Below are 13,847 nucleotides of genomic sequence, written 5' to 3'. Positions count from 1 at the left end.
TATGTATGGCAGCACCCGGCATGACGTCGGAAGAGGCATCGCTGATTAAGAGTTATCTGCTCCTGATTTTTATTCATAAAGTTTTCGAACGGGACATTCGGATTATGGAGGAGAGCGGCGTATTCAAGACGCCTCAGTTGTATTCGGAACTGATTGTGAACGGTGACCGGCAGGCCGGCACACTGCTCGCTGAAATCAAGCGGGAAATGAAAAGACGCAAGATCCGGATCCTTCGAATCTTACAAGATGATACCGGGGTCAGGGCGGAATATTCCTGCAGAGGCTATACCGACGAAATGAATATCCTCTGGCCGGCTTTTCGTAACGAGATGCTCGTCCGGATGAGAGTTTATCTCGGGCTGGATCCTTTCTCTCCCGAAGACCGTTCTCTCCTACCCGTCTCTTCTTTTACTCACCCTATGGACCACCCCGCTGCTCCCTATTTTCAGGAGGGCTCCAAACCATAAGAGCCGCCTGGAGTCCCCGATATGAACCAAGGGGAACCGAACCAGACGGCTCTGCTATTATTCCAGAGGGCTTTGACGCGGAGCGCTCGCAGGCTGGAACAAGTAGTTTCGGTCCAGCTTGACCACTTTGCGGTTGCGGCGGCGGATCAGCACCTGGCTGCCGTCCCAAGCCACAACAATCCCGGTTACATCATTGCTTTCGATGCCGTCACGAACCACCCGGACCTGCTCTCCGGATTGGCGGTACGCATCCAATTCCTCATCGCTGATCATCTCCAATCCTCCTTTGCTTCTGAAGCAATCTCTTCATGTAATGAACATGGATAAGTATATGCTTTTCCTGCATATCTTACAATGAAATCGGTGTGTACCGACCTTTATTATACACAAGACTGAGCGGGTTCAATGGCATTTTTCGTTAAAGTCATCCGGCATTATTAAGAAAAACGTCTATCGACGTACCTTCAAAGAAGACAGACCGCGTTTAAAGGTAATTTTTCTTGCAATATCAGGAAGCAATGCTCTGGCGTTTATACTTTTCTGATATTATAAGAAAGGACCAGCAGCCAATCGGCCGCTGATCCTGAATGTGTTGGTATAAAGGTGTGTATATTAATCAGCTGAACCTCTCGGTGACGCTCAGCAATTAACGTTGTGCGTGTTCTTTACTGTCGTTCTTCTCGTACCAATAATCGAGCACCGTTGACGACATCACTCGTTTTTCCAGATATTCAACTTGATGAGGGGTAAACAATTCCTTCCAGGAGAAGTCTAGCTCATCACACATGCCCACGATGGTCAGCAGTTCTGACCAGGCCACGTAACGTTTATACCAAAAAAACTGAGGATGCTCTATAATATAGGGATAGAGGTCATCGAATTCGGTATGCTTGCAATCAAGCGCTCTTTCAAAGTGATCCTTTGCTTTGGCCAATTTATCAATGAAATACTGTTCGGTTACCGGTTCTTTCCCCATTGTGCTGCCTCCCCTCATGATCATCTAATACATATTATAAGCCAAAAGACGGCCGGTTGAAAGAAATTGTTTCGATTTATCCGCGGAAAATGCGGCGAAACGGGCTTTCATCCCGGGCTTAATCGGCAAAAGTGATGACGCCGCCTTCGAGCGACTGGATACGGACGAGCGGTTCAATACTTATGCCCTGCTCCCGGATGGTCCGGGCCCCTGCCTGAAAGCACTTCTCTATGACGACACCAAGGCCAACCAATTCCGCGCCGGAGCGTTCGATAATTTTGATAAGCCCCCGCGCAGCATCTCCGTTTGCAATGATGTCATCGATAAAGAGCACTTTATCCTGTTCGCTGATATAATGACGCGACAGCATAATATCCGTCACGATCCCTTTGGTAAACGAAGGAACCCGTTCGCAAAGAGCGTCCGGATCGGCCAGCAGCGTCTTCTTGCGGCGGGCGAACACCAGCGGCACGCCAAGCTCGTAAGCCGTCGCAAAGGCCACCGCAATCCCGGACGATTCCACGGTAACGACCCGGGTCACACCGGCTTCGGCAAACCGGGATGCAAACTCTTTTCCCATCTCCATCGTCAGTTGCGGATCCACCTGGTGATTAAGCAGACCGTCCAAGTTCAGCACCTGATCCGAAACGATGACGCCTTCTTGTAAAATTCGTTCTTTTAACTTATCCATTTCAATAGCCCCCTACGCCGTTCCTTTGACGTAAAAGTAACATATCTTGGGCTCCCACTTCAAGGGGAAACTCCATACATAACTTCAAATGTCAGCGTTTCTTCCACCAAAGCAAACCAATGGCTGCTCCGAGTGCAAGAAGGGCCGCAAGCAGCCCGATCCGGATCGTGGTGTGCGTCATCCTCCCGGCAATTTCGTTCCAATGATATCCAACGGCATGTCCGATCAGCATAAATGTGGTGCACCACAAGGCTGCACCTGCTCCCGCATACACCACATAAGCCCTGGCAGGAAGTTTCGTCGTCCCCGCGATATACGAAGATAAATGCCGGAGTCCCGGCACGAAGTAGCCGACGATAATGCTTAACGATCCATAACGCCTGAACCACTTCTCCGCCCCAGCCAGCCGCTCCGGAGTCATTCTTACCCATTTTCCATACCGGTGAAGCAGGGGTTCCCCGACCAGGCGTCCAAGAGAATAGCTGATCAGCATCCCGGTCATGCTTCCCAGAAAAGTGACGGCCAGCGCGCCGGCAAAGTTGAACTCACCCCTCGCGGCCATCCCCCCGAAAGCAACAATCAGCGTTTCGTCAGGCACCGGAATACCCAGAATGCCCAGGGCCAGCAAAAAGTACATGGCGGCATACCCGTAATGGGCAATGTAAAAGGTAATCCCTGCCATAACAAGCCTCTCTTTCCTATCGGTGTGTCTATTCGTCCATTCGAACGCAGTCGCTCACGGGAAACGCCTTAAGGACTGCCTTCATGAGACATGGACAGGTTCCAGTCATGTCCTACCTTTAATCATCATAACCTGTAGTACAGGCAGGACACAAACCGGACTGCCTGGAGCAGGGAGGAGAACGATGAAGAACGGGATCAGGGTGCTTCAAATTGCTTTTACATATATCGGAACCATTGTGGGTGCAGGCTTTGCGACCGGACAGGAGATCCTGCAGTTTTTTACCCAATACGGCAAATGGGCGACGCTGACGATTCTGCTGTCCACCGCCCTGTTTATTTGGCTTGGGACCAAGATTATGATCATTTCACGGCGGATATCGGCCAGATCCTATGAGGATTTCAACAAGCATTTGTTCGGGGACCGGGCCGGGGGAGTGATCAGCATCGTGATGATGTTCGTGCTCGTCTGCGTAAACAGCGTCATGTTGGCGGGAGCCGGCTCCGTTTTCGTCGAGCATTTAAACCTTCATTATCAGACAGGCCTGATCATCACTCTGGTCGGATCCTATGTCTTGCTCACCAGGGGAATGAACGCCATCGTGCAGATGAACAGCATTGTCGTCCCCTTGATGCTGACGCTGTCTTTGGCCATTATATTCAATACGATCCGCATGCCGGGGGCAGACAGCTTCCTGCGGATTACGACCGACCATCATTATGCGGCGGTGTGGACCTCTCCGCTGCTGTATACATCCTTCAATCTCGTCATGGCCCAAGCGGTGCTGGTCCCCCTTGGAAGCAAGACGGAAAGCCATAGGGTGGTTAAATTGGGGGGCATTCTGGGGGGCGTCGGCGTCGGGTTTATGCTGCTGGCCGCGCATGTTGCCATGTCCGCCCACATGCCAGGCATCCGGCAGTACGAAATCCCGATGGGCAGCATCGCCAGCAACCTGGGCACCGCCATCCAGCTGATTTATGTGATGCTGATCTTTCTGGAGATCTTCAGTACCTTCGTCGCCGATATTTACGGGGTCACCCTTCAGCTGCAGCAGCACATTCCTTTGCCGCCAAAGCTTCTGATCGCCTGCGTCATGTTTATCTGTTTCCTGCTGAGCCAGATCGGATTCAGCTCCCTCCTGTCCGTGCTGTACCCGATTTTCGGCGCGCTGAGCCTGATATTGGTGCTGAAGCTGATGTTCAAATCCAAATGACAGAGGCATGAAATAGAAAAAAGGCGGGAGCTGAATTTCTCAGCACCTGCCTCTTTGAGTTGAATGGCCAGCACGCTACACCTTTTGATAAGATAAATAAATTTTCTTCAGTTCATTCACCGCATGCGTCAGGGAATATTGGCTCTTTGCCTTATCCCAGGCCGTCCGGGCGAGATCGTAGCGGTACATCGGGTCGGTGATGACCTTCTCAAGCGCTTCACAGAGCGCGATCGGGTCCTCCGGCGGCACCAGCAGGCCGTTCACTCCGTCTTCGATCTGCTCCGGAATTCCGCCTACGTCGGTTCCTACCAGGGCCAGGCAGCTGAGCGCCGCTTCCGCAAAGACCGAACCAAAGGCTTCCGCTCTGGAAGGGAGCACGAAAATATCAAAAAACGGCATAAACTCTTCCGGATGCAGCGTGTATCCATAGAAAATAGTTTCGTTATAGATGCCAAGCTCTTTGGCAAGGCTCTCCAGCTCCGTGCGGAATGGTCCGTCTCCGATGATGTGCAGCACGTAGTCATGACCCTTTTTCTTAAGCTCGGCGCAGGCCTTCAGCAAAATATCCAGCCCTTTGGCCGGTACCAGGCGGCAGACCGTAATCAGCTGGGGCACCTCGTTCTCATGGGGAACCGGCTTGAACCGCTTTTCGTCAAAACCGTTTGGAATGACCCCAATCTTATCCGGATAGTCCACATAGTCCGATAAATAGCCGGCGAACGAACGGGAAACCGTCAGCATGCGCTGGCTCTTCTGCTCCAGTTCGCGGTACAGCGATACGAGAAAACGGTGCTCCGGCCCCCCGCTCTTAATGCGTCCGTTCAATATTAATTCCCGTTCATAACTGGAGTGAATGGTCTGAATTAACGGCGTATCGGGAAAAACCTGCTTGGCGGCCAGCCCGGCGATGGGATGGTGCGCGTGGATCAGGTCATACGGCTTCTGGATCCGCAGACGCGTCCACCACAAGTAATCCTTGTACGTCTGAATATATTTTTGAACGACAGGGGAGTCCTTGAACTCGGTCCAATCGAAGGTGTCAAACACGACCTCCTCATGCCCCTTGTTGCGGATCCGTTTAGGAAGCCAGAACAGCTCCATATCCCATCTTGATGATTGGAATCGCTCCTGCATATACGGAATCATGGAGGATACTCCGCCCGGCTGCTCGGGTGGGAAAAAGAGGGCCTGTAACAATCTCATAATGGGAAAACCACCCCTTTCTGTAGGTCTCTTAGCTTTTCGGCATCTTGTAAATTATGATATATTAGAACATATGTTTCAGTAAAGTAAAACCGCTGATCCAAAGAATATTCAAGAGAGCAGGAGAACGATCCATGCCCTACTCTTCATTCTTATCCCCCATTGTACCGGGGATTGCCGCCGCATCAGGTTTATATATCATACTCATCATGCTGCTGATTTGTCTCACGATGTACAGCAGGCAGCGCAAAAAAGCCTATCTCTACATGGTGGCGGCCTTTCTGTTCATTATGGCATACGAAGGGGTGAACATCCATTTTGCCTTCTCCGGATCGCCTAGGCAAGGGAGTTACCCGGAAGGAGCCGATTGGCTTCAGGCCTTCTCCTTCCTCTTCCTGAACTTCGCCGTGTACCAGTTGTACCACCGGATGAACCGCAGGCTGCGGGCGCTCCTGATCGTCATGGCGCTCCTGTATGTCGTCCCGCTCCTGTCTCCTGGTTTTCTGGAAGGGACCGGAAGCTGGCAGGCGGGTTATATAGACCTGTGCCAATTGGGCACCGTAATGATAGGGCTATTCGGCATGGCACCTCGGGTCGGCCAGCGCAAGAAATATACCGCCGGATTGGTCGTCTATTTCGTCTACATTTCGGTCCATCTGCTGAACAACTTCATCCCCCTGGAAGAGACTTGGATTCCGGCGATCTGGATCTGGCTGCCGCTCTTGTTTTACACGCTCCTCTTTTTTATTTTGTTTACGCGGATCGTGGAGCAAATGCAGTCGATCTACCGCTCATCCATTACCGACGGCTTGACCAATTTATACAACCGCCGCTTCTTTACGAGGCAGCTGAACCGTTACGTGGATCAGGGGCTGAAGGTCTCGCTGATCTTCTGCGACATCGACAACTTCAAGAAGCTGAACGATACCGAAGGCCATGCCAGAGCGGATCAGGTGCTGAAGCAGGTGGCCGCCATCATCGAGGAGGAAGTCGACGAAGCAGGCCTTGCCGGGCGGTACGGGGGCGAAGAATTGGTAGCCCTCATTGTAGACAAAAGGGCCAAAGTCAGCCGGATCGCCGAGCAAATCCGGGCCCGGGTCGAAGCCGAAACGATCGTGACCCTAAGCGTTGGATACAGCGTCCTTCGTGCAGGCACGAACGCCGGTACGCTCATTTCGCAGGCGGATCAGGCAATGTACCGCTCGAAGACGACAGGCAAAAATAAAGTGACCGCATACCGGTCTTCAAATCCGCCGGAAGCCGTCGGGACCTCCCCTTCGGCGGAAAGCACGAATACATAGAAACCGCATCCATGATGATGTTGAATAAAGGAGTATGTAACGAATGGGTAAACAGGAACTCCCCGCAGCTTTTGTCAGACAGATGGAACCCCTGCTGGGAAGCGATATCGAAGCATTTCTTGACAGCTACGAGCGGCCGAGAACGCATGGGCTCAGATTCAACGGCCTAAAAATTGCGGGCGTGCCGCAGCTGAAGGAGGCCGTCATCCGGGAGTTTGGCTTGACCCCGGTTCCTTGGTGCAGCACCGGCTATTATTACGGGGAGAACGTCCGGCCTGGCAAGCATCCGTACCACACGGCCGGTTTATATTACATCCAGGAACCGTCGGCCATGTCGGCTGTGGAGCTGCTCGATCCGCAGCCCGGCGAGACGATCCTGGACTTGGCCGCGGCGCCAGGCGGCAAGAGCACCCATATCGCCTCGAAAATGAAGGGCGAAGGGCTGCTCATCTCGAACGAAATCCACCCGGAACGGGCGAAAATTTTGGCCGAGAACATCGAGCGTATGGGTGTTACTAACGCTGTAGTTACAAGCGCGGCGCCGGACGAGCTGTCGCGCCGTTTCCCGCAGGCTTTTGACCGGATCATGCTGGACGCCCCGTGCTCGGGCGAAGGCATGTTCCGCAAGGACTCCGGGGCGATCGCGGAATGGACGCCGCAGCTGGTCGAGCTGTGCGCCGCCCGGCAGTGGGATATTTTGCAGGAGGCATACGCCATGCTGAAACCCGGCGGTAGTATGGCTTATTCAACCTGCACGTTTAACCGCAGCGAAAATGAAGACATGATGGAGCGCTTTACGGCTCATTATGCCGATATGGAAATCATCGCCATGAAGCGGTTGTGGCCGCATCGCGAGGCGGGGGAAGGGCATTTTGTCGCCCTCCTCCAGAAACAGGGAGAACTCAGCGACAGCGGGCACACCCTGGAGGCCTCGCCAAGCGAACGGCAGCGGCCGCGAAGAAAAGGCCGCACCGGAAGCGGCAAGCCGGGAGCCGGCCTCCAGGACGCCCTGTCTGCGCTAAAGGCGTTCCAGGACTGGGCGGATGAGGAGCTGCCGGACTTCGCGCTGCCGGCGGGTACACCGATTCTGTTCGGCGAATCGCTGTACCTGCTTCCAGGCGGGGAGCTGCTGCAGGAACAGCAGCTCCAGGGCCTGAAAGTGCCGCGGGCGGGCCTCCACCTGGCCCACCTCAAGAAAAACCGGATCGAGCCGGCGCATGCGCTCGCCATAGCTCTCTCCCCGCAGCAGGCGGCCAAGCGCATCACGCTGGCCGCGGAGGCCCCGCAGGTCTCCGCCTACCTGCGGGGCGAGACCCTTCAGGTCGATGCCTCCCTGAAGGGCTGGGTGCTCGCGGCCGTGGACGGCCTGCCGCTCGGCTGGGGCAAGGCCAGCGGCGGGCAGCTCAAGAACCACCTGCCCAAAGGCCTGCGGCAGCACTAGCCGCCTCGCAACCAGCCCTCAACAGCAAAGAGCCTTCCTACGCCAGCGTGTACCAAGCTGAAGCGTGTAGGAAGGCTCTTTTTATTTTTTATGACAAACAATATTTCAGCAGCGCCGCGTGCACGCCGTCCTCATTGTTCGAAGCCGTCACCTCATTAGCTGCGGCCTTAACCTCCAGCGGTGAGTTATCCATCGCCACGCCAAGGCCGGCGTAGGTGAGCATCGTAATGTCGTTATAATAGTTGCCGATCGCCAGAATCTCCTCCTGCCGGTAGCCGCGCCGCTCAGCGAGCTGCTTGAGGGCGTTCCCTTTGGACGCTTCCGGATGCATCAGATCGACGAAGTATTCGCCGCTCCGCAGGATGTTAAATTCCGGCGTCCACGCCGCGATGTCCTGATGGACCCGGTCCATCGTGTCCGGCTGCCCAAACGCGGTGACCTTGACGATCGGATCACTCAGGTCATGCAGCGGCGGCAGAACCGACGGCAGCATCAGATAGTTTTCATACATGCTGCGTACTTCCACAGCCAGTCCCTCAACGTCGTCGACAAACATCTGAAACGCCGTATTAACGTCAAAATGCACGCCTTCCTTCCGGAAGTAATCCAGGTAAGGCACGATCGCCTTGGCGTCCATCGCGTATTGGTGAACCACTTCCCGAGTGTCCACCTTCACCGTCGCTGCCCCGTTATGGCTGATAACGTAGCCGGAGAGCCCCATCTGTTCCATAAACGGAATGGAATTTTGCGGTCCTCTCCCGGTGCACAGCACAATTTCAGCGCCTTGACGCGCGGCCTCCTGAATCGTCCTCTGCGTCTGTTCGGTTACTTCATGCTCATCATTAAGCAGTGTGCCGTCGACATCCAATGCAATCAGTTTGTATTTCATGCTCCATCCATCCTTTGCCGTAATATCTCTATCTGTATCTGTTTTAAAGCGAGCCGGTCTTTGATCTATTGTAGTATGCCAATGTTATCGGGATGTTTCATCCTTCCCGAGCTGCAGCAGCTCATCCTCCTTTAGCTCACGGTAAGTCCCGATGCGCAGGCCTTCGTCCAGCTTCAGAGCCCCCATCTGCACGCGCTTGAGGTAGGTGACCTTTTTTCCGACAGCTTGGAACATCCGCTTGACCTGGTGAAATTTCCCCTCATGGATCACAAGGGAGATGTGGGATATGACCTCGTCCCCCTGCTGCTCTTTGCGCAAAATGGTGAGCTCGCCGGGCAGCGTAACATAACCGTCGTCCAGCGTGACCCCGGAGGCGAACTGCTGTACATCGGCTTCCGTCACGTCGCCGGATACGACGGCCTCGTATGTTTTGGGAACATGCCGCTTGGGTGACAGCAGCTCATGCGCCAGCTTGCCGTCGTTGGTGAGCAGCAGCAGGCCTTCCGTGTCCTTATCCAGCCGCCCGACCGGAAACGGCTCGAATGCCAAATGCTCCGGTTCCAGCAGATCCAGCACGGTCCGGTCCCGTGTATCCTCGGTCGCCGATACGACGCCCGGCGGCTTGTGCAGCATTAGATAGATAAATTCCTTGTATTGCACCTGTTCCCCGTCAATCCGGATGTCATCCTTATACGGATCGACATGCATGCCGCTGTCCTTGGCCCGGACTCCGTTGACGGTAACCCCCGCCTGTTTGATTTTCTTCTTGATATCGCTCCGGGAGCCATATCCCATATGCGTTAACACCTTGTCCAACCGCAGTGTCGTTCTGCCCTGCTTGCTCATGCGGATGTCCACCTCCAGCCTGCCGGATATTCGTTCTTCAGCATGCCCTCCTGCCACTTACCCCATCCGGCTGAATAGCCGTCGATGCAGACCAGGGCGTAGCCCTTGGGCGAAGCTTCGCCTCCGCATTCCACGCGGTCCCCGGGAATGCTCAGCGTTTCGCCCTTCAAATAACGCACGGCTTCGCCGCTCCCGGAGTCGAGCCGGATGACCCGGATGAACTCGCCGGGATGCAGCGCCGTCGCCAGCGGATGGGCCGGAACGAAGCGGCCGTTCTTGGCATCGCCCATGTACCAGCCCGGGCGGACGACCTTCAGCCCGTCGAGAAGGCTTGGCGGCAGCGGCGATTGATAAATATGGGAGCCGTAGACGACCGTATGGCCCCCCGGCACGAAGCCAAGGAGATGCTCGCGAATGAAAGCTTCATACGCGGCCGTTGGTGCGGCTTCGCCCTGGTTCCCCGCACCTTTTTTCGGCGGTTTTCCTTTCATGGGCTTGGCGTTTCGCGTCGGCCGTTCCTTGCCCTTAGGCCGGTCAGCGGACTCCGCCGGAGCCGTCCTGCTCAGCAGCGCGTCTCTGGCCCGTTCCGCTTCGGCGGCAGACTCGGGGTCCGCCTCATGCTGCAAGACGGCCAGGAAATGCCCTTCGCCTTCAATCCGGTGCGGCCACAGCCGGGCCGTTCCCCGAACCTGCTCCCAAACCTGATCCGGAATATGTCCGAATCCGCAGCCTTGTTCCTTCAGCCAATCCGTTTCCCCTGCGGCAAAAGAACCGTTCCCTCCTACCGGAAACACGTGAAATTTTGGATGGGCGGCCACGAATTCCGCAATCATTCCCTCGTTTTCTTCCGGAGAAAACGTGCAGGTCGAATACACGATCCGTCCACCGGGTCTGAGCATGGTGGCGGCTGCTCTAAGAATGCCGCGCTGCATGTCCGCATACTTCAGCGGCGAATCCCCGTCCCATTCCTTAATCATCGCTTCGTCTTTGCGGAACATCCCCTCGCCCGAGCAAGGGGCATCGATCAGAATTTTATCGAAAAAGGCCGGGAACTTCTCCGCGATCCGGTCGGGATGCTCATTCAGCACGACCGCGTTGCGGACGCCGTACAGCTCGATATTTTTGGCCAGCGCCTTGGTCCGGTCGGCATTCAAATCATTGGAGACCAGCATGCCTGTCCCCCGCAGCTTGGCCGCGATTTGCGTCGATTTGCCTCCAGGGGCGGCGCACAGGTCCAGTACGGCCTCTCCCGGCGTTACGTCCAGCAGCTGCACCGGAGCCATTGCGCTTGGCTCCTGGATATAATAAAGGCCCGCATGGTAATACGGATGCCTGCCGGGCCGTTCACCCGCTTCGGTATAGAAGCCTGTCCCACACCAGGGGATCGGCCGCAAATCCCACGGGGCGATGGACAGCAGGTCTTCTGTGGAAATTTTCAGCGTATTGACCCGGATGCCGCTGCGCGGCACACGGTCATACGAATCCATAAAATCGGTATACTCCTCTTTCAGCAAGGAACGCATCCGTTCCTGAAAGGCAGCCGGCAGCTTAAGTGCCATGTGCTTCATCATCCTGTCTTTAATGTAAAATCGTTGGCCGGACCCCATTGTATCAGCCCTCGTCCATACAAACAACCCGCTGCACATGATCGGCAGCGGGCTGAATCCGAATGTTATGCCTCATCGGAAGGATCGTTTTTCTTTAGATCATGGCTGTAAGATTTCATGGATACTGAAACATCCCATGATCGCAAGAAAAATTTCCGCTAATCTCGGTCTGTCTCCTGTGAGAATACGTCGATAGAATTTTTCTTATAGGCCGCGATCAGTTCCCGTACCTCGTCAAGGAGCTGTCTCATGCTCTCCATGTCATGGGGCTTGCCTGGCTCGGTCTGGGACCAGATTTGATTGAACCGTTCCTGGAACGCCATCGCCTCGTTCACCAAATGATAGTAGTAGAGCTGATGGATCATCGCCAGCACCGTAGAGGTCACGTTGGAATCGTCCTCAAACTGCTTCTGCGCCTCAAGGATATCCTCACGGATGCTCGACATTTCGTTATCCAGCACGGATGCCGCTTCGGCCGCGGTCTGCAGCCGCTTACGGATGTTCTCCGGAAGACTCTCCCGGTACTTATAGCTGAGCGAATGCTCGATCGTCGCCCAGAAATTCATCGCCAGCGTGCGGATTTGGATCTCCGCCAGTACCGGTTTTTGACCAAGCGCCGTCTGAACCGGGTACTCGACGATCATATGAAAACTGCGGTAGCCGCTTTCTTTATAATTCGTAATATAATCCTTTTCATACAGCACCGTCAGATCCTTCCGCTTGCGGATATATTCGGCCACGCGGCGGATATCCTCGACGAACTGGCACATGATCCGGATGCCGGCGATATCCTCGATCCCTTGCTCCAATTGGTCCATTGGAACGTTAAGCCGCTTCGCCTTGTCCAGAATGCTCGATATTTTCTTGACGCGTCCGGTCACGAACTCGATCGGGGCATATTCCTCTCTCTTCTTCAGTTCCGCACGCATCGTCTTGAATTTGACTTTCAGTTCCTCAACGGTTTGTTCATACGGTAGTAGAAACAATCCCCAATCTCTGCCGTCCATTCACATGCCTCCTGTCTGTCTCCCTCAGTGATGGTCTGCCCCCACAGCCTCGGAGATATGGGCAAAGCCGTCACGACGCAAAAGCTCTCTCAGCCCGGCGTTGATTTTCCGGTTGATTTCGGGTCCTTCATATATAAGGGCAGTATAAATTTCCACCAGGCTTGCACCCGCCCTGATCTTCTCATAAGCATCTTCAGCTGTAAAAATGCCGCCGGAACCGATAATCGGCAGCTTGCCGCCCGTCTGACGGTATACCCGGGATACGACCTCCGTGGAACGGATACGCAGCGGTTTGCCGCTTAGTCCCCCGGTTTCCCTGGCGTTCGGATGGCTCAGCCCTTCCCGCCCGATCGTGGTGTTCGTGGCGATAATGCCGGAGACCCCGCTCGGAGCCAGCGCATCGACCATTTCTTCCAGCTCGCTGTCGCTCACATCAGGCGCAATTTTCACCAGAATATGCTTGGACTCCCCGTGCTTGGTGGCTTGTGCCCGCATCTCTTCCATAATATGCCGGACCAAAGTCGAAAGTTCGCTGCCGTACTGCAGATTGCGCAAATCCGGCGTGTTCGGCGAGCTGATGTTAACCACAAAAAAATCCCCGTACGGATACAGGGTACGCAGGCATTCCTGATAATCCTTATAGGCTTCCTCGTTCGGAGTTACTTTATTTTTGCCGATATTCACGGCGACCGGGATCCGGCGGTTCTTGATAGCCGCCAGCCGCTTGGCCATGGCCTCCGCCCCCTCGTTGTTGAATCCCATCCGGTTCACAAGCGCCTCATCGGGTGGAAGGCGAAACAGGCGGGGCTGCTCGTTGCCCGGCTGTCCCTTCGGCGTCACCGTGCCAACCTCCATAAAACCAAAGCCGATGGAAGAAAAACCGTCGACCGCTGCCGCATTCTTGTCCAATCCTGCTGCAAGTCCAACCGGTGTCGGAAAATGTATGCCGAACAGATCCACTGCGAGGTCTGCCGTCTCGTTCACGCCGTACATGCTTCGCAGTAGGCCCGTTCCTCCCGGAAACGCGCCCGCGGAATGAAGTCCGCCGATGACCAAATGGTGAGCTTTCTCCGGATCGATTTTAAAAAATATCGGTTTTGCCAAATTTCGGTACAGCACCAGCCAATCTTCCTCTCCATGCACATTGTTGTCTCTATCCTTCAGTTTATCCTTAATCGGTATAAAAATAAAGTTTTTTGCCTGATCGAACCGGCTGGCTCTAAGCCCTTCCCCTGCTGGTATTTTACATTGAAAGCCATTACAATGAGGGTAAGATTGAATCTGATTAGGAAAGAAGGTAGAACGTCATGGCAACCAAGCGCAAACCGCCGACGCTTCAGCAGAAGAAGGACGAAGTCAACCGGAGGGCGTTGCTTTGGGTCGGGATCGGCCTGCTTTTGCTCATTCTGCTCATTTCGGTTCTGATTATTTTCAACGTGTAAAAAAACGTATATCGTATACGCAAAGAAGACTGACCGCGTTTAACGGAAGTTTTTCTTGCGATTATAGAATGTTCAGCCCCGC

The 13,847-nt window shown here is 54.6% G+C and carries 15 protein-coding genes; 5 read left to right on the top strand and 10 right to left on the bottom strand.

Annotation, left to right across the window (positions count from 1 at the left end; genetic code table 11):
- Positions 1–5: 5 nt before the first annotated feature.
- Positions 6–467, top strand: a complete 462-nt coding sequence (locus GCU45_RS25155; RefSeq protein WP_244364243.1) for a YhjD family protein — start codon at positions 6–8, stop codon at positions 465–467.
- Between the two features lie 57 nt (positions 468–524).
- Here the strand turns inward: GCU45_RS25155 and GCU45_RS25150 are convergent, their stop codons facing one another.
- The 4 genes from GCU45_RS25150 to GCU45_RS25135 form a co-directional block, all read right to left on the bottom strand.
- Entirely contained in the window at positions 525–740 is a 216-nt protein-coding gene (locus tag GCU45_RS25150) for a hypothetical protein (protein ID WP_076170212.1), read from the bottom strand.
- A gap of 373 nt (positions 741–1,113) precedes the next feature.
- Complete coding sequence (locus tag GCU45_RS25145; RefSeq protein ID WP_076170213.1) at positions 1,114–1,443, bottom strand: hypothetical protein; 330 nt, start codon at positions 1,441–1,443, stop codon at positions 1,114–1,116.
- Positions 1,444–1,561: 118 nt separating this feature from the next.
- On the bottom strand, positions 1,562–2,134 hold the full coding sequence (locus tag GCU45_RS25140; protein WP_076170214.1) for a xanthine phosphoribosyltransferase: 573 nt from the start codon (positions 2,132–2,134) through the stop codon (positions 1,562–1,564).
- A gap of 91 nt (positions 2,135–2,225) precedes the next feature.
- A complete protein-coding gene (locus GCU45_RS25135) occupies positions 2,226–2,816 on the bottom strand; it encodes a DedA family protein (RefSeq protein ID WP_152401337.1) in 591 nt (196 codons plus the stop codon).
- Positions 2,817–3,000: 184 nt separating this feature from the next.
- Here GCU45_RS25135 and GCU45_RS25130 point away from each other — a divergent pair, with 184 nt between their 5' ends.
- Positions 3,001–4,029: a YkvI family membrane protein gene (locus tag GCU45_RS25130; protein WP_152401335.1), complete on the top strand. Its 1,029-nt coding sequence runs from the start codon at positions 3,001–3,003 to the stop codon at positions 4,027–4,029.
- 75 nt (positions 4,030–4,104) lie between these two features.
- On the opposite strand, the gene GCU45_RS25125 is transcribed toward GCU45_RS25130, so the two are convergent.
- Complete coding sequence (locus GCU45_RS25125; RefSeq protein WP_116232472.1) at positions 4,105–5,232, bottom strand: glycosyltransferase family 4 protein; 1,128 nt, start codon at positions 5,230–5,232, stop codon at positions 4,105–4,107.
- Positions 5,233–5,366: 134 nt separating this feature from the next.
- Here GCU45_RS25125 and GCU45_RS25120 point away from each other — a divergent pair, with 134 nt between their 5' ends.
- Together GCU45_RS25120 and GCU45_RS25115 are read left to right on the top strand one after the other, a co-directional pair.
- The gene (locus GCU45_RS25120) at positions 5,367–6,533 is read left to right on the top strand and encodes a GGDEF domain-containing protein (RefSeq protein WP_152401333.1); all 1,167 of its coding nucleotides are present in this window, start codon (positions 5,367–5,369) and stop codon (positions 6,531–6,533) included.
- A 43-nt stretch (positions 6,534–6,576) separates the two neighbouring features.
- Positions 6,577–7,974 (top strand): RsmB/NOP family class I SAM-dependent RNA methyltransferase, encoded by a 1,398-nt coding sequence (locus GCU45_RS25115; protein ID WP_152401331.1) that lies wholly within the window; start codon positions 6,577–6,579, stop codon positions 7,972–7,974.
- Positions 7,975–8,062: 88 nt separating this feature from the next.
- On the opposite strand, the gene GCU45_RS25110 is transcribed toward GCU45_RS25115, so the two are convergent.
- The 5 genes from GCU45_RS25110 to GCU45_RS25090 all read right to left on the bottom strand — a co-directional run bounded on the left by GCU45_RS25110 (position 8,063) and on the right by GCU45_RS25090 (position 13,442).
- Positions 8,063–8,863 (bottom strand): Cof-type HAD-IIB family hydrolase, encoded by an 801-nt coding sequence (locus GCU45_RS25110; RefSeq protein WP_089546071.1) that lies wholly within the window; start codon positions 8,861–8,863, stop codon positions 8,063–8,065.
- Between the two features lie 84 nt (positions 8,864–8,947).
- Positions 8,948–9,709, bottom strand: a complete 762-nt coding sequence (locus GCU45_RS25105) for a pseudouridine synthase (protein ID WP_152401329.1) — start codon at positions 9,707–9,709, stop codon at positions 8,948–8,950.
- The gene (locus GCU45_RS25100; protein WP_152401327.1) at positions 9,706–11,268 is read right to left on the bottom strand and encodes an RsmB/NOP family class I SAM-dependent RNA methyltransferase; all 1,563 of its coding nucleotides are present in this window, start codon (positions 11,266–11,268) and stop codon (positions 9,706–9,708) included. The genes GCU45_RS25105 and GCU45_RS25100 overlap by 4 nt, the downstream gene beginning before the upstream one ends.
- Before the next feature lie 206 nt (positions 11,269–11,474).
- The gene (locus tag GCU45_RS25095; RefSeq protein WP_116232467.1) at positions 11,475–12,323 is read right to left on the bottom strand and encodes a GTP diphosphokinase; all 849 of its coding nucleotides are present in this window, start codon (positions 12,321–12,323) and stop codon (positions 11,475–11,477) included.
- Positions 12,324–12,347: 24 nt separating this feature from the next.
- Positions 12,348–13,442 carry a quinone-dependent dihydroorotate dehydrogenase gene (locus tag GCU45_RS25090; protein WP_152401325.1) on the bottom strand — a complete coding sequence of 365 codons (1,095 nt, stop codon included), beginning with the start codon at positions 13,440–13,442 and terminating at the stop codon, positions 12,348–12,350.
- Positions 13,443–13,630: 188 nt separating this feature from the next.
- On the opposite strand from GCU45_RS25090, the gene GCU45_RS34435 reads away from it, so the two are divergent.
- Positions 13,631–13,765 (top strand): hypothetical protein, encoded by a 135-nt coding sequence (locus tag GCU45_RS34435; RefSeq protein ID WP_258167940.1) that lies wholly within the window; start codon positions 13,631–13,633, stop codon positions 13,763–13,765.
- The last annotated feature ends 82 nt before the right edge of the window (positions 13,766–13,847 follow it).

This window comes from Paenibacillus cellulositrophicus (genome assembly GCF_009363095.1).
GTDB classification, from domain to species: Bacteria; Bacillota; Bacilli; order Paenibacillales; family Paenibacillaceae; genus Paenibacillus_AQ; species Paenibacillus_AQ favisporus.
The sequence above is the reverse complement of the archived record's forward strand: the minus strand, read 5'-3'. Positions and strand labels throughout refer to the sequence as shown.